Origin of the sequence: Streptomyces sp. NBC_00075 (assembly GCF_045041225.1) — a bacterium.
GTDB lineage: Bacteria > Actinomycetota > Actinomycetes > Streptomycetales > Streptomycetaceae > Streptomyces > Streptomyces adonidis.
In genome coordinates, this window is record NZ_CP108243.1 from 10802784 (window position 1) to 10819778 (window position 16995).

The following is a 16995-nucleotide window of genomic DNA, read 5'->3' on the forward strand; positions in this document are numbered from 1 at the left end:
GGCTGATCCTCTGCTCAGCCTTCCGTCTCGCCTGCGGTGAGCGTGGCCAGGGCGGCGTCGAGGCGGCGGGCGGCCTCTTCGGCGACCGGGCGGAGCCCGTCGAGTTCGGTGAGCGCGATCATCGTGTTCGGGTCGAGGGCCTGTACGACGGTGCGGTCGCCGTCGCGGCGGACGACGACGTTGCAGGGCAGCAGCAGTCCGATGGTGCGGTCGATCTCCAGGGCGCGGTGGGCGAGGGGAGGGTTGCACGCGCCGAGGATGACGTAGTCCTCCATGTCGTGGTCGAGCTTGGCCTTCAGGGTGGCGGTGACGTCGATCTCGGTGAGGATGCCGAAGCCCTGGGCGGCGAGAGCCTCGCGGGTGCGGGCGACGGCGGTGGCGAAGTCGGTGTCGAGGTGGACGGTTCGGTCGTAACGCATGGGCGTGGGCCCTCCTGGATGGCTCGGGCGGGGCGGGACGGGGTGTCCGGCCGTGTGTGAAGTACTCGTGAGGCGTTTCCCGGGGCGTTCCCTACCCTTTGGAATACCCCCATGGGTATTCAGGCTACCTTCACAAGTATACCCCCCGGGGTAATTCGTCACTGGAAGGGAGTACCGCGTGTTCTTCGTCGACGATCGAGGTGTCGGGGCTCGGCAACCGCAGTTGTCTCGCCGGCGGTGAGCGGACGGCCGTGGCGGTCGACCCGCCCCGCGACGTGGACCAGGTGGTCGTGGCCCCGGCTCGGCAAGGGGTGCGGATCTCGCACGTCGTCGAGCCGCACGTCCACAACGACTACGTCATCGGCGGCCTGGACCTCGCCCGGCTCACCGGCGCCGCCTACCTGGTTCCCGCCGCGGCGCGCGTCTCCTTCGAGCCCGTACCGGTGCACGACGGTGATCGGACGCCGATCGACACCGCGGCCGGCCTGAGCCTGCGGGCCCTGGCCACGCCGGGCCGCACCCCGCACCACACCTTCTACGCGCTGGAGGAGAACGGCACGGCGATCGCGGTCTTCACCGGCGGCCCCCTGCTCATCGGCACCGTCGGCCGCCCCGGCCTGGTGGCGCCGCGGCTGACCGAGCACCTGGCCCGCGCCCAGCACGCCTTCGCGCACCGGCCGGCCGCCGAACTCCCCGACGATGTGGCGGTGTTGCCCACGCACGGCTTCGGCAGCTTCTGCTCCTCCGCCCAGGCCGAGGGCAGCGACCCGAGCATCGGGAAGGAGAAGGCGTCCAACGAAGCCCTCACCCGGGACGTCGACTCCTTCGTCGCCGACCTGTTGGCCGGCCTGGACGACATCCCCGCCTACTGCACGCGCATGGGCTCGGCCGACGCCGCCCGCCGTCGCGGACGCCGGGGAGATCACCGCCCGGCCGGCCGCGGGGGAGCGGGTGGTCGACCTGCGCAACCGTGTCGCGTTCGCCGCCGGGCATGTCTCCGGCTCGTTCAACTTCGAGGCCGAGGGTCGGCTCGCGACGTATCTGGCCTGGCTTGTCCCGTGGGGCAAGCCAGTCACGCTGCCCGCCGAGTCGCCCGGGCAACTCGCCGCCGACGAGCGTGAGCTGGTCCGGGTGGGCATCGACCGGCCGGCCGCCGCGACCACCGGCGGACCGGTCGGCCGAGTGCGCGAGGGCGAGGTGCCGGCCTCCTTCCGGCGGGCCAGGTTCGCCGATCTCGCCGTGCGGTCCCGGGAGGGCGTCGTCGTCCTCGGCGTGCGCCGGGCGTCGGAACGGGCCGACGGGTACGTCGAGGGCTCGGTCCACATCCCGGTCCACATCCCGGTCCACACCCTGCACCGTCGCCTCGGAGAGGTCCCCGAGGGCGAGGTGTGGGTGCACTGCGCGGGCGGCATGCGGGCCGCGGTCGCCGCCTCCCTGCTGGATGCCGTCGGCCGTGCCGTCGTCGCCGTGGACGACTCCTACGACGGGGCCGAGAAGGCGGGACAGGTCGTCCGGACCGACTGACGGCGCAGGGGATCGTCCGCTCATCCGCACCGACACGCGAAACAGGAGCGAGAAAACCGAGATGAGCGTCTTCCGGCGAGGCACGGGCGGCCGGGGGCGCGGGACCGTGCAGCAGGCAGCCGTGCGCACCGGTCATGCCGGCCGGGGTGGTGACGCCGTACTGCTGGACGTTCGCGAGCCGTGCGGGTGGCAGGCAGAACACGCGCCCCGCGCCGCGCACCTGTCCCTGTCGGCCTTGGCCGCAGGCGCGGTCGCGACCTCTGATCGTGAGCTGCCGTTCCGGCAACCGGTTCCGGCAGGCTGTGGAACTGCTCGTCGCCCGCGGCACGCAGGCCGTGGACGTGATCGGCGGCATGAGGGACTGGGCCGGAGCGGGTCTGCCGGTGGTGGACTCAGGTGGCAGGAACGGCACCGTCGCACGAGTGCTCTCACTGCTCGCCCTGGCGGCCGGGGCTGTGGTCGGTCCGGCGCTCGGTGCGACCGGGGGCGGCGGCAGCGTTCTGGCCGTCCCGCACTCGTCCACCTGCTCGGCTTCGGTCCGGTCGGCGCCACGACCGCGAGCCTGGTCATCGTCACGCTCACGTCGGTCACCGCGCTGGTCACGCACGCCCGGGACGGGAACATGCGCAGGCGGACGGGGCTGCTGTTCGCGGCGGCCGGGATCGGCCCGGCGATGCCCGGCGGCGCGCTCGCAGCCCGCATCCCGGCAGCCGTCCTGACGGCGGCGTTCGCTCGTCGCGGGAGTGGCCGTCCCGCGCATGCTGTACTCCCGGCCGACCGCGGAGGGGGCCGCGCCGACGCGGCCGGGGCGCGGTGGCCGACGCCGGGCTGGGCGCGGTCACCGGTGTCCTCGGTGTCGGCGGCGGCTTCCTCGCCGTACCGGCGCCGGTGGGTGTGCTCGGCACGCGGATGCGCCACGCCGTGGACACCAGCCTGCCGGCCCCCACCGTCAACTCGCCGACCGCGCCGACGACCCGGGCGGAACGGTCGAGGGGTTGGACCGGGCGGTCGTCGGGCCGTTCATCGGGGCCGCGATCCCCGGCGCCCGGGACGGGAAGGCTGTCGGCGAAGGTCTCGGGGCCCATACTTCAGCGGATCTTCGCCCCGGTTGCCGGCCGTGGCCGCGTTCATGCTGATCGACGCGGTCGCGTGAGGCGGCCACCGCGCGTGATCACGCCAGGGACAGGAACAACTTCTCCAGGCGGGCGCGCATCTGCTGGGCGTCCTCGCCGTTCTTGCGGCCGGACTCGATGTCGGTCATGCACTGCTGCATGCCGGTCGCGATGATCGCGAAACCGGCGCGGTCGAGGGCGCGCGAAGCGGCGGCGAGCTGCGTGACGACGTCCTCGCAGTCCCGTCCCTCTTCGATCATCCGGATCACACCGGAGATCTGCCCCTGTGCCCGGCGCAGCCGGTTCAGCACGGACTTCAGGTCCGCACCCTCAAGCTCCAGTTCCACGATCACTCCTAAAAATACCCCTAGGGGTACTGTACGTCCCGCTTCGGGACGGCGTCGACCATTAAGGATCACACCTGTCGTGTCCGGCACTCCGACGCCCGCCGAGTACACCTCCGGCCACCTCCCGACGCCCTGGACTCCCCCTGGGTCGCATCCGGAACTGCCGGCGTCCTCGTGCTCCCGGGCCTGGTCTTCTCCGCCCTCACCGACACACCCGAGGCGTGGTGGTCGTGCCTGGCGAGCCGGGGCCGTGGCGGCTGTGGGTGCTTCGCGGGTGCCCCGGTGTCAGTCGGCTCCGCCGGCGTCCGCGGTGGCCTTCCGGCGCACGTCCTCCGTGTCGACAGCGCGGATCTTGGTGATGAGGTCCTCCAGAGCCTGCGGCGGCAGTGCGCCGGGCCGGGTGTAGAGCACGGTCCGGTCGCGGACGGCCATCAGGGTGGGGATGGAGGATATCTGGAAGGCGCCCGCGAGTTCGGGCTGCGCCTCGGTGTCGACCTTGCCGAAGACGATGTCGGGGTGGCGTTCGGCGGCCTTCTCGTAGACGGGGCCGAACATCCGGCACGGTCCGCACCAGGCGGCCCAGAAGTCGATCAGCACGATGTCGGAGCCGGTGACGGTCTCCTCGAAGTTGTCCTTGGTCAGTTCGACGGTCGGCATGGGACTCCCTCTTCTCTCATATACCCGGTGGGGTATGTCCGTCCGCCTGGTTCAACCGGCGCCGGACCGGGTTTGTTCCAGGCAGACGGGCGGCAGCGGGAACCAGCGCATGCGCTCGAAGTCGGCCGGCAGTCCGGTGACGCCGTCGTCGAGCCGGTCGGGTCGGCCGGCCGGCACCGCGCGGGCGGCGTCGAGTTGAGCTGCCAGGGCCTCCTCGCCCAGTCGGCGACGGCGGACGGCCGGGGAGGTGATCCGCCCGTCGGCGCCGAAGCGCACGTCCGTCAGCCTCAGCGGGGGCTGCGTGGGGCCGTGGTGGTGGCGCCACTGCCCGGTGTGCGGGTCGAATCGGTAGTCCGGCAGGAGCCGGTGGCCGTGCGTGGCGATCAGGTCGACGGCGTCGATGAGGTAGTCGCGGACGGTGTCGCTGATGAAGTAGTTGAAGTTGACGCGGGTCCAGCCGGGTTTGATGCCGTCGCAGCCGTGTGCGACCTCGTCGAGGAGGGCGTGGGAGGTGGCCGCGTCGATGGCGAGCAGCCGGTGGCCGTACGGTCCCGCGCAGGAGCAGCCGCCGCGGGCCTGGATGCCGAACAGGTCGTTGAGCAGGGCGACGACGTAGTTGTGGTGCAGGTAGGAGTGTTCGCCGTGGCGGATGCGGAAGGAGACGATGGACAGGCGGCGGGCGTGGTGGTTGCCGAGGACCTCGATGCCGGGGTTGCGCGCCCAGGCCGTGAGGGCGCGGCGCCAGTGGTGTTCCTCGGCGGCCTGGATGGTGTCGGTGCCGACCGCCTGCTTCAACGCGAAGACCAGCCCGGCGCGGACGGACTCCACGATCGCCGGGGTGCCGCCTTCCTCACGCGCGACCGGATCGTCCAGATAGCGATGGCCGCGAGGGTCGACGAAGGCGACCGTGCCACCGCCGGGCGCGGTGGGCACCGGGTTGCGTACGAGCTCTCGCCGTACGACGAGCACGCCCGGGGTCTGCGGACCGCCGACGCACTTGTGCGGGGACAGGAACAGTGCGTCCTTGTGGTCCCCGGCGCCCGGAGCGCTCGGGCCCGTCCGGATCGGGACGTACGGTGCCGCGGCCGCGTAGTCCCAGAAGGACAGGGCGCCGTACGCGTGCAGCAGACGCGCGACGCGGTCGGTGTCGGTGAGGATGCCGGTGACGTTCGACGCGGCGGAGAAGCTGCCGATCAGCAACGGGCGGCCGGTGTGGCGCCGTAGCCCCGCTTCGAGCTGTGCGAGGTCGATGTGGCCGTCCGTGTCCTCGTCGATCACCACGACGTCGGCGATGGACTCGCGCCACGGCAACTCGTTGGAATGGTGCTCGTAAGGGCCCACGAACACCACCGGCCGCTGGGCCGGCGGCGGCCGGTCCGGGTGGCGCAGTGCCAGGATGCCGACCAGTTTGTTGACCGCGGCAGTGGCGCCGGAGCCGCAGAAGATCACCAGGTCGTCCTCGGTGCCGCCGACCGCGTCGCGGATGATCCGGCGTGCGTCCTCGCGCAGCCGGGTGGTCTGCAGACCGGTGCTGGAACTCTCCGTGTGGGTGTTGCCGTAGCGCGGCAGCACCTGTTCGCGGACGAAGTCCTCGACGAAGTCGAGGGAACGGCCGGAGGCGGTGTAGTCGGCGTAGACGATCCGCTTCGGGCCGTAGGGACCGTCCAGCACCTCGTCGTCCCCGATGAGCCCGGCCCGGATCCGGGCCGGCCACGCCGACACGGCCGGCGGGGAGGCCGTGCTCATGGCTCCAGCTCGATGTCGATCTCGGGCGGCCTGTGCAGGGTGTTGTGGACGGTGCAGTGCGAGACCACCGCCAGCAGGGCCGCGCGGCGCTGCTCGGGCAGCTCCGGCGGTGGAACGACCACGAGTCGCAGGGCGGCGACCCGCGCCGGGCGGTCGGTGGCCATGGTGAATTCCGTACGGACACGCAGCCCGGTGCCGGGCAGGCCGTGCCGGTGGAGGTAGCGGCCCGCGTAGAAGGCGACGCAGGTGGCCAGCGAGGCCGCGAACAGCTCGGTGGGGGTGGGCGCGGTGTCCGTACCGCCGGCCTCCAGCGGCTGGTCGACCTGGAGGCGGTGTCCGCGGATGTCCACCGTGTAGACGTCCCGCTCGACGTGCGCGACCTCGAAACGGTGCACATCCATGGACTCCGGCCGGTTGGTGGCGTGGGTCTGCGAGGTGGTGTCGGTCATCGTCGGGCCCTTTCTCCGGCGTCGGTGGCTCCGGTCTCCAGTCGACCGCACGGGGTGCGGCGGATGAAGAGGCCTACGGGGTGGGGAAGGGGCCGTTCGGCCCTCGTGTGCCCAGTCGTGGCGGTATACCCTGCCGGGTATTTTTCCAGGAAATTTACTGCGTCCGAGGGGGAGCTGCGAGTCCCGAAGGGGTACGGCAGGTATACCCGGGTGGGTACCAGGGCAGGGACCAGTGGCCCATCCTTTGCTCTCATCTCCCGCACGACAGTGGGGACATGGGCAAACACATCGTGATTCTCGGAAGCGGAACCGCCGGCACGATGACCGCGAACCGCCTGTGCCGCGCGTATGACGACAGCGAGCTGCGGATCACGGTCGTCGACCAGGACGACGGCCACGTCTACCAGCCGGGCCTGCTGTTCGTGCCGTTCGGGCTGGCTCAGCCCGACCACCTCGTGCGATCCCGCCCGCGGCAGCTGAACCCGGCGGTCGACTACAAACAGGCACGGATCGAGCGAGTGGACCTGGACGCACGGACCGTGTACCTCGTCGGCGGCATCCGACTGTCCTATGACGTCCTCGTGGTCGCCACCGGGGCCCGGCTGCTGCCGGAGGAGACCGAGGGACTCACCGGCCCCGGCTGGGGCGAGAAGGTCTTCACCTTCTACGACCTGCCCGGAGCCGTGGGTCTGCACGGCGCGCTGGAACGCTTCGAGGGCGGACGCCTGGTGATCGACGTCGCCGACCTTCCCCTCAAGTGCCCCGTCGCGCCGCTGGAGTTCGCCTTCCTGGCCGACTGGTACTTCCGGCACCGGGGCATCCGGGACCGGGTCGAGCTGACGTACGCCACCCCGCTCGACGGCGCGTTCACCAAGCCGGTCGCCGCCAAGGCGCTGGGTGGGCTGCTCAAGGCGAAGGGAGTCGAGCTGGTCACGGAGTTCACGCTCGGTGAGGTCGACGGCGAACGCGGGCGGCTGGTGTCGTACGACGAGCGGACGTTGCCGTTCGATCTGGCGGTCGTGGTGCCTCTGCACGGCGGCGCGGAGTACGTCGGACGTTCCGAGGGCCTCGGCGACGAGCTGGACTTCGTGCCCGTCGACCCGCACACCCTCCAACACCCCGACCACGCCGAGGTGTTCGCCATCGGGGACGCGGCCGGACTACCCGCCTCCAAGGCCGGATCGGTGGCCCACTTCGAGAGCGAGGTGCTGGTGCACAACATCGGCCGCCACCTCGCCGGACAGCCGCTGGACGCCTCCTTCGACGGGCACGCCAACTGTTTCGTCGAGACGGGCTTCCACAAGGCGCTGCTCATCGACTTCAACTACGAGACCGAGCCGCTGCCCGGCCACTTCCCGGGCCCCGTCGGCCTGCCGCTGCTGAAGGAGTCCCACGCGGCCCATCTCGGCAAGCTCGCCTTCGAGTGGCTGTACTGGCACAGCCTGCTCCCCGGCCGGGAACTGCCCGGCATCGGATCGGCCATGCCCGAGCACGGCAAGCACCACGTCCACGCCTGAACCCAAGGAGCACCACCATGCCCGACGCCACGTACGGCGACACGACCGTCCCGGTCGACGAGGAAGGCTTCTTCACCGACCCCGGCCGGTGGACCGAGCCCATGGCCGAGCAGCTCGCCCGCGAGGCCGGCATCGAATCGCTGACCGACCGGCACTGGACGGTCCTGCGCTTCATGCGCGCCCAGTACGCCGAGAAGGGCACCGGCCCCACGGTGCGGGTGCTAGGCAAGACCTCCGGCGTGAGCGTCAAGGAGCTGTACCAGCTCTTCCCGAAGGGGCCGGCGAAGACGGCGGCGAAGATCGCCGGGATTCCCAAACCCCGCGGCTGTATCTGACATTTCCGCCATCGAGGAGCGTTCTGCCATGGCCGACACCGCCACGATCGAGAAGGTCTCGATCATCGTCTCCAAGGGATCCCTGGAAGGGATCTACCCGGCCCTCATCATGGCCAACGGCGCCCGCGCCGAAGGCATCGAGGCCGACCTGTTCTTCACCTTCTTCGGACTGGACGCCATCACCAGGAAGCGCTGGGAGCACATCAAGCTGGCCACCGTCGGCAACCCCGGCCTGCACCTGCCGACCCTGCTGGGTGGCATGCCGGGCGTCCCGGACCTGGTCACGCGTTACATGGAACGCAAGATGGACAAGCTCGACATCCCGCCGATCCCCGAGTTCATCGAGATGATCTCCGACACCGGCGCGGGCATCTACGCCTGCAAGGCGTCGGTGGACCTCTTCGAACTCGACAAGGACGACCTGGTCGAACAGGTCCAGGGCGTCATCACGGTCGGCGAGTTCTACGAACACGCCGCCGGCGGCCAGATCATCTACACCTGAGACGACCGGCACAGATACCGGACGCGGCCTGCCGCAAGGAGTGCGGCGCGCGCCGGCGGTGGTCGCCCGTGCCGACGACGAGTCGTCCGGCCTGGGCGGCTCCTCGCCCTGCTGTCCGACTCCGGCGTGTCCACAGCTGCGCCCTGCTCCACGCACGGCGATTCCACGCACGGCGATGCGCCCACTCTCCAGGGCACGCCGGGCGACCCGCACACCGTGCGGGCCGACGAACTCACGTGCGCGGCACGGGAACCGGGCGTCGAGCAGGTGGAGTCGGCCGGACACCTGGACGGTGCTCTCGACGACATCCCGGTGCCCCGGCTCCCGGCTCGCCCCGGAGGCCGGCCGCCTGCTCGGCGAGCGGTGCCCCTGCCACCTGCGGGTGTTCGACCCGGGAGGGGGCACCGGACACCGTGACCACCGACGGGCCACAAGCGCCGCGCTGTTCGCCGCGTGACGGTCCTGTGCCGCCGTCGTCCTGGGCCGGACACTGCCACAGGACACGGTGGACCGCTTGAACGCCGAGTTCCGTACGTCCTTCGTCGGCGGGATCCGGCCGACTGCCGTTTCATCCATCCGGTGCCGCGGGAACGGCAGCGGCGTGCGACCACCTTCCCCCCGTCTCGGCTAGCCCGACCGGGAGGTACCCGCCGTCACCGATCAGCCGACGGCGTGGTCAACGGGGAGGGCCGTCCTTCCGCGTCAACTGTGCGGGGGTGCGGCGCGCTCGGCCAAGCCTGCGTGCAGAAGGAGCAGGCGGGCCAGGTCGCGCGCCTCGTCGGGGGTGAGCGCCGCCCACGCGCCCGGCTCGTCTCCCTGGTCCCGGCCCATGTCGAGGGTGACCCGGGTGATGGGCCGGTCCGCGGGCGCGAGCCGCAGGTACCGCACGGCGATCCTGCGCCCGCAGGTGGTCACGAGAGAGGCGTCCTCACTTGTGGGGGGCCGGTCACGTCCTGCTGTCGCCATCCTTCTCACGCTCCTCCGTCCGGTCGGGGCCGTCCCGGCGGTGTCGTCCGTGTTCTGAATACCCGCTGGGGTATAAGAGACAGCGCTGCGCGAGGCTGGATTGTTCCGCGTTTCACGCACCGGCGCCCGCTCGCGGGATGGGCAGCGACGACGGGGCGGCCGACGAAGGAGGACCGAGACCGTGAGAGGGATCCTCCGACGGCCGTCTCCGGCCAGCCCGTCCCACCCACCAACCCCGCACTGCCGCTCATCGGGGACAGGGCACCGGACTTCGAGGCCGAATCCGCCCACGGCCCGGTCCGGCTGGCCGGCGACAGGGTCGAGGTCACCGACTGGTATGTGGCGACGGCGCCCGGCACACCGGCCTGACCCGCGGCGCGGTCTCGCGGGACGGTGTCACGTCCGCACGGCACGGACGAGCGTGTCGAGGGCCGTGCGGCTGCCGCCCTCGGTGTCGGTCACCGGCCGGGAGACCGTCTCGGCGCGCAGGATCTCGGCGTGAGGTCGCCACAGGTCGGTCACCCGCTCAGGCGTGTACAGCACACGCGGATCCTGCGGGCCGCCGTACCCGTGCTCGGGATTGGCCGCGTCGTGGCCGACGAGCAGCAGGGTGCCGCCCGAGCGGACGGCAGCGGCGGCCCGGGTCAGCACCTGGGTCATGTCCGGCCACGGCAGGTGCAGATACGCGATCAGTACCAGGCTGTACGTCGCCTCCGGGGGCGCCCAGAGTGCGAGATCGGCCCGGACGGTACGCAGCCGGACACCCCGCTCGGCGGCCAGCCCCTCGGCCTTCTCCAGTGCTACGGCGGAGAAGTCGACGGCGTCCACCTCCCAGCCCCGTTCCGCGAGCCACACCGCGTTGCGCCCTTCGCCGGCGGCGAGGTCCACCGCCCGCCCGGACGGCTTCAGAGGTCCTAACAGAAGTTGTTGATCATGTGACTTTCGGCCTGGATGGTCGTTGGTCTGGTCGTGGGGAAGCGACAGTCGCGGCCATGGATCGTGTCGGATGAACTGTGGTCGCTCATCGAGCCGTTGCTGCCGGGACCGAGGCCGAAGTTGGTGGAGGGCCGCCCGCGGGTCCCGGACCGGCAGGCGCTGTGCGGGATCTTGTTCGTGCTGCATACGGGCATCCAGTGGGAGTACCTGCCGCAGGAGTTGGGCTTCGGCTCGGGCATGACGTGTTGGCGGCGCCTGGCCGCGTGGAACGAGGTCGGCGTGTGGGAGGAACTGCACCTGGTGCTGCTGAAGAAGCTGCGGGCCGCGGGGAAGCTGGACTGGTCGCGGGCGGTGATCGACTCCTCCCACGTCAGGGCGGCGCGGCGCGGCCCAAAAGCGGGCCCAGCCCGGTCGATCGCGCACGGCCTGGCAGCAAACACCACGTCCTCACCGACGGGCAGGGGATCCCCCTCTCCGTGTCGCTGACCGGCGGCAACCGCAACGACGTCACGCAGTTGCTGCCGCTGCTGGACAAGGTTCCGGCGGTGGCAGGCGTCGTCGGCCGGCCCCGACGCAGACCCGACGCGCTCCTCGCCGACCGCGGCTACGACCACGACAAGTACCGCCGCCTGCTGTGGCAGCGCGGCATCCGCCCAGTCATCGCCGAACGAGGTGTTGAACACGGCTCTGGCCTGGGCGTTTTCCGTTGGGTGGTAGAGCGCACGATCGCCTGGCTGCACGGCTTCCGCCGCCTGCGGATCCGCTGGGAACGACGCGACGACATCCACGAAGCCTTCCTCGGCCTCGCCACCTGCCTCATCACCCACCGACACGTCCAACGCCTTTGTTAGGACCTCTCAGACCGGACAGCTCCTCGGCGACGAATCGGTTGGGCTCGGCCTTCCACACCAGTTCGCTGCCCCGGTACCGCTCGTCCCAGCTCGCCGCGTCCATTTCCTCCGCCTCATTTCTCCGCATTTGTCCGCGTGCGCGGAATCGTCGTCCGTGTCCATGTCGTCGTCCGGGTCCATCGTGTCGTCCCCGGCGAGCAGATACGGGCAGGGGCAGTTGCTGGGGTCCGGAGCGATGCGGGCGTTGCAGGGGCGGGACCGGTCGAGAACGCACTTCGGGGTCGGCCTCACGTCTCGCCGCCTTTCTCGGCCAGGGCGGCAACGTGTTCGGGCAGCTGCCCCGAGGCACGTTTGAACGCCAGGACGGGCACGTAGTGCCGTACGCGCGCCGGCGAAGAACACGAACGCCTCCGCCTTCGCCGCTGCCGTCGCCAGTGTCGGTGGGCCGGTCGGGTGTCGGGGCAGTGGCTGCCCGGCTTGACGGCCCGGTCGGTGATGACGGCTCGGGAGATCGTCTCGCACCCCCTGCGACGGGAATCGGGGTTCGCGTCGGGCGTCAGGAACAGCTTCTCCGGTTGGCCCCGCTCAGTGGCGGGACGTGTCCCCGTTGTCGTCCGGTGAGGCACCGTCGAATGCCGCCCGCCACCATCTTGAAGCCGGCCCGGTCCAGGGCGCGGGAGACCGCGGCCAGTTGTCCCTGGGCCCGGCACAGTCGGTTGAGCACCTCGGGCCACGAGTCCGCTTCCTTGTTGTCGGTGTTCACGACTTCGGTGGTGTTCACCGGGCACCTCCTCGGCGCCGGGTTCCGGGAGCGTGTACTGAGCCCCTACGCGTCCCGTGGCGACGCGCCTGTGCCGTTGCTGAGTACCGTCTCGGCGCGGACGGTGAGCGGGACCGTAGGTCCGCTCGCGTCATCCGACACGTCCGGTGCGTCGCCCGTCTGCTCCGGTGTTCGTCCCGAGCGCCTGAGCACGTACCAACTGAAGGCGATCCCCGCCGCCGTGGCCACGGCGGCCCACGTCCAGGGGCTGGTCAGCAGGGTCTGACGCAGGTCGGCGCTGATCTGCCGGCCGAGGACGAAGACGCCCATCACGGCGACGAACCAGCCGAAGGACTTGCGCAGTGCGTCTTGAGGGATGCGTCCGGCGAGCAGGCCCCCGAGCAGGCCGCCGACGACGGCGGTCGCCGTGACGAGGGCCGCGAGCCCCCAGTCGATGTGCACGCCGGCGAGGTAACCGGCCAGGCCGGCGAAGGACTTCATGGCGATGACCAGCAGGGAGGTGCCGACGGCGACGGTCATGGGCAGGCCGCCGAGCAGCGCGAGGGCGGGGACGACGAGGAAGCCGCCGCCCGCGCCGACCAGGCCGGTGACCAGGCCTACGGCGATACCCTCCAACAGGACGTGAACGACCGGGAGTTCGTGGTGGATCTTGGTCGGCTGCCGCCTGCGTCCCCGGATCATGGCGACGGCGGTGGCGATCATCATGAGGGCGAACGCGAGCAGCAGGACGGTGCCCGGGACGAACTCGGCGAGCCGTCCGCCCGCGTACGCGCCGGTCATGCCGGCCAGACCGAACAACAGACCCGTACGCCACCGGACGCGTCCGGCACGGGCGTGCGAGACGACCCCGGCGGCGCTGGTGACGCCGACGACGAACAGGGAGGTGGCGATGGCCTCCTTGGTCTCCATGCCGGCCAGGTAGATCAGGATGGGCACGGTCAGGATGGACCCGCCGCCGCCCAGGACGCCGAGGCTGACGCCGATGAGCAGGGACGCGGCGATGATGACGGCGATCACGACGAATCCCGCAGAGCGGCGACGGCGGTGTCGAGGTCGGTGCGCGGGCCGCGGTTGTAGGGCAGCTTCGCCAGCAGCATGCCCATCGCGCAGGTGTTGGTGAGCGCGGCGACGGTCAGCCCGGCCCCGACGGCCGTGCCGATCAGGTGCAGTCCGGGCACGAACAGGCCCGCGACGCCGGTCACCAGGACGAGAACTCCCGCGACGAGCCGGACCTGGCGTTCCAGGTCCCAGCGCTGGGGGCCGCGGGTGAGCGGGCCGCCTGCGGCCTCCCAATCCATGACGCCGCCGTCGAGGACGCGCAGGTTGGGCAGTCCGGCTTCGGCGAGGGCCTGTTCGGCCTGGGCGGCGCGGGCGCCGGAGCGGCAGATGAGTACGACGTCCTCGTCGAGGTGGTGGCGCAGTTCGGCGCGGTGCTCGCGCAAGGTGTCGAGGGGGACGTTGTAGGAGCCGGGGATGTGGGCGGTGCGGAACTCGCCCGGCGTACGTACGTCCAGCAGGCGCGGGCCCTCCCCGTCCCGGGTGAGGTCGCGCAGGGCGGCGGGATCGAGGCTCGGTTTGTCGGCGTGGATGGTCATCAGTGGGTTCCCTGGTGTCTTCGAGGCGGGTGGGGGCGGGCGGCGGCCGATTCCCGTGACCGCCGCCCGGAGCGCGGTGGATCAGACGTCGGCCGGTGCCGACAGGGCGAGCCAGGCGCCGTAGCCGCCGAGCAGGTCGGAGACGTCGGTACGGCCCTGGTGGCGCAGCAGGCTGGCGGCGATGGAGGATCGGTGACCGCCCGCGCAGTGGACTACGAGGGGCCGGCCGGCCGGGATCTCGTCGATGCGGCGGGAGAGTTCGGCCAGCGGGATGTGCAACGAGCCCTCGATGAAGCCCTCTTCGCGCTCGGCGGTGTTGCGCACGTCCAGGACCAGCGGGGGCTCGTCGCCGTCCCGCAGGCGGCGCAACTCGTCGGCGGTGAGCCGGCTGGCCTGTTCCATCTCGGCGGCCAGCGCGGGGAAGGCGCCCTCGGGCTCGCGCAGGTAGCCGCCGACCTTGTCGAAGCCGATCCGGGCGAGCCGGGTGACGACCTCCTCCTCGCGGTCCTGCGGCGCGATGACGACGACGTCCTGCTCGGGGGCGACGACCATGCCGGCCTGCTCGGCGAAGCGCCCGTCGGCGGGCACATTGACCGAGCCGCGCAGATACCCCGGGGCGAAGTCCTGCGGCGAGCGGGCGTCCACCACGACCGCACCGGTCGCCCGCTGCTCCAGGAACTCTTCGACCGACAGCGGCCGGGGCGCGGCGGCCGAGTCGAACAGGCCGTGCTCCTTGCGGTTGAGGATGGCGTCGTAGACGAAGTAGGCGGGGGCGGACGGCTGGCCCTCGGTCACCAGCGCCATGAACTTCTCCTCGCTCATGGGCCGGCAGGCGTAGTTGGTGGCACGCTGCTCACCGATGGTGGACCGGCGCTGGGTGGAGAGGTTCTTTCCGCAGGCCGAGCCGGCGCCGTGCGCGGGGAAGACCCGGACCGCGTCCGGGAGGTCCATCAGCTTGTGCTGGATGGTGTCGTAGAGCATGTGGCCGAGTTCGTCGGCGGTCACCCCGATGGAGGCGAGCAGGTCGGGCCGGCCCACGTCGCCGATGAACAGCGCGTCGCCCGTGAGGACGCCGTAGGGGACGGTGTCCTGCGCGTGCTCGTACACCAGGACGCTGATCGACTCCGGGGTGTGGCCCGGTGTTTCGAGGATCCGCAGCTGGACGTCGCCGAGGGTGATGCGCTCGCCGTCGACCAGTTTGCGGATCGGGTATTCGGCCTCGGCGCGCTGTCCGTAGCCGATCCAGGCGCCGGTGCGGTCGGCCAGCTCCAGGTGGCCGGCGAGGAAGTCGGCGTGGAAGTGCGTGTTGACGACGGCCTCGATGGTGAAACCGTGTTCGGCGGCGTCGGTGAGGTATTCGGAGATGTCGCGGCGGGGGTCGACGACAACGGCCTTGCCGGTGGTCTCGTCGGCGATCATGTAGGACGCCTGGGAGAGGCAGTCCAGGTAGTACTGGGCGAAGAACATGTTGGGTGACCTCCATGCCGGAAGGGGTCTATTACCCCGGGGGGTATATAGAAGGGTCGGGTCCGCCCTTGTCGAAGGGCGGGGAGGGGGGCGGCCCCGGGGCGGGGGATGTCCCGGGGCGACCGGTCAGAGGCGGCCGGTGAGCATGCCGCGCCAGTACACCGGCGGCAGTCCGTACCGCTTGAACAGCCACATCGTGCGCCGCTCCTTGAAGGGGTCGAGCAGCGGGAACGAGGGCGTGGGGTTCAGGTCGTAGTCGAACTCGGCGAGCAGCATCCGGTCACGGGCGGTCACCAGCGGGCAGGACGTGTAGCCGTCGTAGCGGTGCGACGGGGAGTGGCCGTTCATCACCTCCAGCAGGTTCGCCGCGACCACCGGGGCCTGCTTGCGCACGGCCGCGCCGGTCTTGGAGGTGGAAAGGTTCGCCACGTCGCCGAGGGCGAAGACGTTCTCGTAGGACGGGTGTCGGAGGGTGTGCTTGTCGGCGGCGACGAACCCCTGCGGGCTCGCGGGGTCGGTGAGCGGGCTCGCCTTGATCCAGTCGGGTGCGCTCTGCCGTGGGACGGCGTGCAGGAGGTCGTAGCCGATGGTCTCCTTGGTGCCGTTCGCGTGGTCGGTGACGGTCACGGTGCGGCCGTCGCCGTCGACGGCGGTCATCTCCGAGCGCAGCCGTACCTCGATGCCGTAGCGGGCGGCCACCTTCTCCAGGACCTGTGACCAGGCGGGCACCTTGAACATCGCCGGGTCGGGGATGACGAGGACGATGCGGATGTCGTCCAGGACCTTCCGCCTGCGCCAGTGGTCGGCGGCCAGGTAGGCGATCTTCTGCGGGGCTCCGCCGCATTTGAGCGGGCTCGCCGGGTGGGTGAAGACGGCGGTGCCGGAGCGCATCCGCTTGATCAGCTCCCAGGTGCGCGGGGCGTACTCGGGCGCGTAGTTGCTGCTCACCCGGTCGTGGCCGACAGCCTCGGCCAGGCCCGGCACGCCGTCCCAGTCGAGTTGTAGACCGGGCGCCACGACCAGGTGCTCGTAGGTGAGTTCGGCGTCGCCGGACAGGGCCACCGTGCGGGCGTCGGGGTCGACGGCCAGGGCGCGTCGGCGGATCCACCGCACTCCGTCCGGTATGACCGAGCCCTCGGGGCGGCGGGAGGTGCGCAGGGGCGCCTGGCCGCCGCCGACCAGGGTCCACAGCGGCTGGTACCAGTGGGTGTCGGACGGTTCGATCAGGGTGATGTCGGTGACGCCGGCGCGGCGCAGGCGGGCGGCGACGCTGATGCCGGCGCTGCCGCCGCCGATTACGGCGACGCGATGGCGACCGGAGACCGACGAGTCGGTGGGGGAAGGGATGGCGGCCAAGGTGGTACTCCTTTCCGGCTGACCGGTGTGCGGGGGTGGACGGTCAGGCGGCGTGCTCGTGGGAACCGGCCGCCACAGGGCGCCCGCCACGGGCCCGGGCGCCGGTGCCGCCCACAACGGAGTAGGCGTCGATGCCACGGGAGTTCATCCAGTCGGCGGCGGTCCTGCTGCGGTTGCCACTTGCGCAGATCACGAACACCGGCCGGTCGGCGGGCAGTTCACCGCACCGGACGGGCACGGTCCGCAGCGGCATCAGCAGCGCGCCCGGGACGTGCCCGGCCGCGTACTCGTCCGCCTCCCGTACGTCGACCACGAGCGCGCCGTCGGCCCAGGCCGCCGCGAACGCTTCCTGTGTCACTTCACGAGCCACTTCGTTGCCTCCTCAATTACCCCCTGGGGTATCTCTCCGGCGAGAGTAAGGCGGCTCGGCGGGGA

The 16995-nt window shown here is 71.3% G+C and carries 16 protein-coding genes and 3 pseudogenes; 6 read left to right on the forward strand and 13 right to left on the reverse strand.

All coding sequences use genetic code 11. From position 1 onward, the window contains the following. Positions 1-14: 14 nt before the first annotated feature. Positions 15-419: a DUF302 domain-containing protein gene (locus OG787_RS47310; protein ID WP_369029820.1), complete on the reverse strand. Its 405-nt coding sequence runs from the start codon at positions 417-419 to the stop codon at positions 15-17. Between the two features lie 161 nt (positions 420-580). On the opposite strand from OG787_RS47310, the pseudogene OG787_RS47315 reads away from it, so the two are divergent. Further along, a pseudogene (locus OG787_RS47315) lies at positions 581-1943 on the forward strand (rhodanese-like domain-containing protein). A 61-nt stretch (positions 1944-2004) separates the two neighbouring features. Beyond that, positions 2005-2362 (forward strand): annotated as a pseudogene (locus OG787_RS47320) (rhodanese-like domain-containing protein); the annotation flags it as partial. 752 nt (positions 2363-3114) lie between these two features. On the opposite strand, the gene OG787_RS47325 reads toward OG787_RS47320, so the two are convergent. The 4 genes from OG787_RS47325 to OG787_RS47340 all read right to left on the reverse strand — a co-directional run bounded on the left by OG787_RS47325 (position 3115) and on the right by OG787_RS47340 (position 6254). Beyond that, positions 3115-3402 carry a metal-sensitive transcriptional regulator gene (locus tag OG787_RS47325; RefSeq protein WP_101403955.1) on the reverse strand — a complete coding sequence of 96 codons (288 nt, stop codon included), beginning with the start codon at positions 3400-3402 and terminating at the stop codon, positions 3115-3117. Positions 3403-3687: 285 nt separating this feature from the next. After that, on the reverse strand, positions 3688-4059 hold the full coding sequence (gene trxA / locus OG787_RS47330; protein ID WP_405539699.1) for a thioredoxin: 372 nt from the start codon (positions 4057-4059) through the stop codon (positions 3688-3690). Between the two features lie 51 nt (positions 4060-4110). Further along, positions 4111-5805, reverse strand: a complete 1695-nt coding sequence (locus OG787_RS47335) for an aminotransferase class V-fold PLP-dependent enzyme (RefSeq protein ID WP_405539700.1) — start codon at positions 5803-5805, stop codon at positions 4111-4113. Next, positions 5802-6254, reverse strand: a complete 453-nt coding sequence (locus tag OG787_RS47340; RefSeq protein WP_369029817.1) for an OsmC family protein — start codon at positions 6252-6254, stop codon at positions 5802-5804. The genes OG787_RS47335 and OG787_RS47340 overlap by 4 nt, the downstream gene beginning before the upstream one ends. A gap of 275 nt (positions 6255-6529) precedes the next feature. On the opposite strand from OG787_RS47340, the gene OG787_RS47345 reads away from it, so the two are divergent. The 3 genes from OG787_RS47345 to OG787_RS47355 are packed head-to-tail and all read left to right on the forward strand — an operon-like array spanning position 6530 to position 8608. Beyond that, positions 6530-7771 carry an NAD(P)/FAD-dependent oxidoreductase gene (locus tag OG787_RS47345; protein ID WP_405539701.1) on the forward strand — a complete coding sequence of 414 codons (1242 nt, stop codon included), beginning with the start codon at positions 6530-6532 and terminating at the stop codon, positions 7769-7771. A 17-nt stretch (positions 7772-7788) separates the two neighbouring features. Continuing rightward, on the forward strand, positions 7789-8106 hold the full coding sequence (locus OG787_RS47350) for a TusE/DsrC/DsvC family sulfur relay protein (protein ID WP_369029815.1): 318 nt from the start codon (positions 7789-7791) through the stop codon (positions 8104-8106). Positions 8107-8134: 28 nt separating this feature from the next. Then, the gene (locus OG787_RS47355) at positions 8135-8608 is read left to right on the forward strand and encodes a DsrE/DsrF/DrsH-like family protein (protein WP_369029814.1); all 474 of its coding nucleotides are present in this window, start codon (positions 8135-8137) and stop codon (positions 8606-8608) included. Positions 8609-9310: 702 nt separating this feature from the next. On the opposite strand, the gene OG787_RS47360 is transcribed toward OG787_RS47355, so the two are convergent. After that, positions 9311-9523 carry a hypothetical protein gene (locus OG787_RS47360; RefSeq protein WP_405539702.1) on the reverse strand — a complete coding sequence of 71 codons (213 nt, stop codon included), beginning with the start codon at positions 9521-9523 and terminating at the stop codon, positions 9311-9313. A 447-nt stretch (positions 9524-9970) separates the two neighbouring features. After that, the gene (locus OG787_RS47365; RefSeq protein WP_405539703.1) at positions 9971-10462 is read right to left on the reverse strand and encodes a class I SAM-dependent methyltransferase; all 492 of its coding nucleotides are present in this window, start codon (positions 10460-10462) and stop codon (positions 9971-9973) included. Positions 10463-10525: 63 nt separating this feature from the next. On the opposite strand from OG787_RS47365, the gene OG787_RS47370 reads away from it, so the two are divergent. Beyond that, positions 10526-11361 (forward strand): IS5 family transposase gene (locus OG787_RS47370; protein ID WP_405537216.1). Its coding sequence is split into 2 segments (ribosomal slippage): positions 10526-10907 and positions 10907-11361, totalling 837 coding nucleotides; the frame shifts between segments, so codons are not numbered across the junction. A gap of 557 nt (positions 11362-11918) precedes the next feature. On the opposite strand, the pseudogene OG787_RS47375 reads toward OG787_RS47370, so the two are convergent. The 6 genes and pseudogenes from OG787_RS47375 to OG787_RS47400 all read right to left on the reverse strand — a co-directional run. Beyond that, positions 11919-12142: pseudogene (locus tag OG787_RS47375) on the reverse strand (hypothetical protein); the annotation flags it as partial. Between the two features lie 45 nt (positions 12143-12187). Then, a complete protein-coding gene (locus OG787_RS47380; protein WP_405539704.1) occupies positions 12188-13159 on the reverse strand; it encodes a sulfite exporter TauE/SafE family protein in 972 nt (323 codons plus the stop codon). Then, positions 13156-13737: a rhodanese-like domain-containing protein gene (locus OG787_RS47385; protein WP_405539705.1), complete on the reverse strand. Its 582-nt coding sequence runs from the start codon at positions 13735-13737 to the stop codon at positions 13156-13158. The genes OG787_RS47380 and OG787_RS47385 overlap by 4 nt, the downstream gene beginning before the upstream one ends. An 81-nt stretch (positions 13738-13818) precedes the next feature. Further along, the gene (locus OG787_RS47390) at positions 13819-15204 is read right to left on the reverse strand and encodes a rhodanese-like domain-containing protein (RefSeq protein ID WP_369029808.1); all 1386 of its coding nucleotides are present in this window, start codon (positions 15202-15204) and stop codon (positions 13819-13821) included. 126 nt (positions 15205-15330) lie between these two features. After that, positions 15331-16560: an FAD-dependent oxidoreductase gene (locus OG787_RS47395; protein ID WP_405539706.1), complete on the reverse strand. Its 1230-nt coding sequence runs from the start codon at positions 16558-16560 to the stop codon at positions 15331-15333. Between the two features lie 43 nt (positions 16561-16603). Next, entirely contained in the window at positions 16604-16930 is a 327-nt protein-coding gene (locus OG787_RS47400; protein ID WP_405539708.1) for a rhodanese-like domain-containing protein, read from the reverse strand. Positions 16931-16995 lie beyond the last annotated feature (65 nt).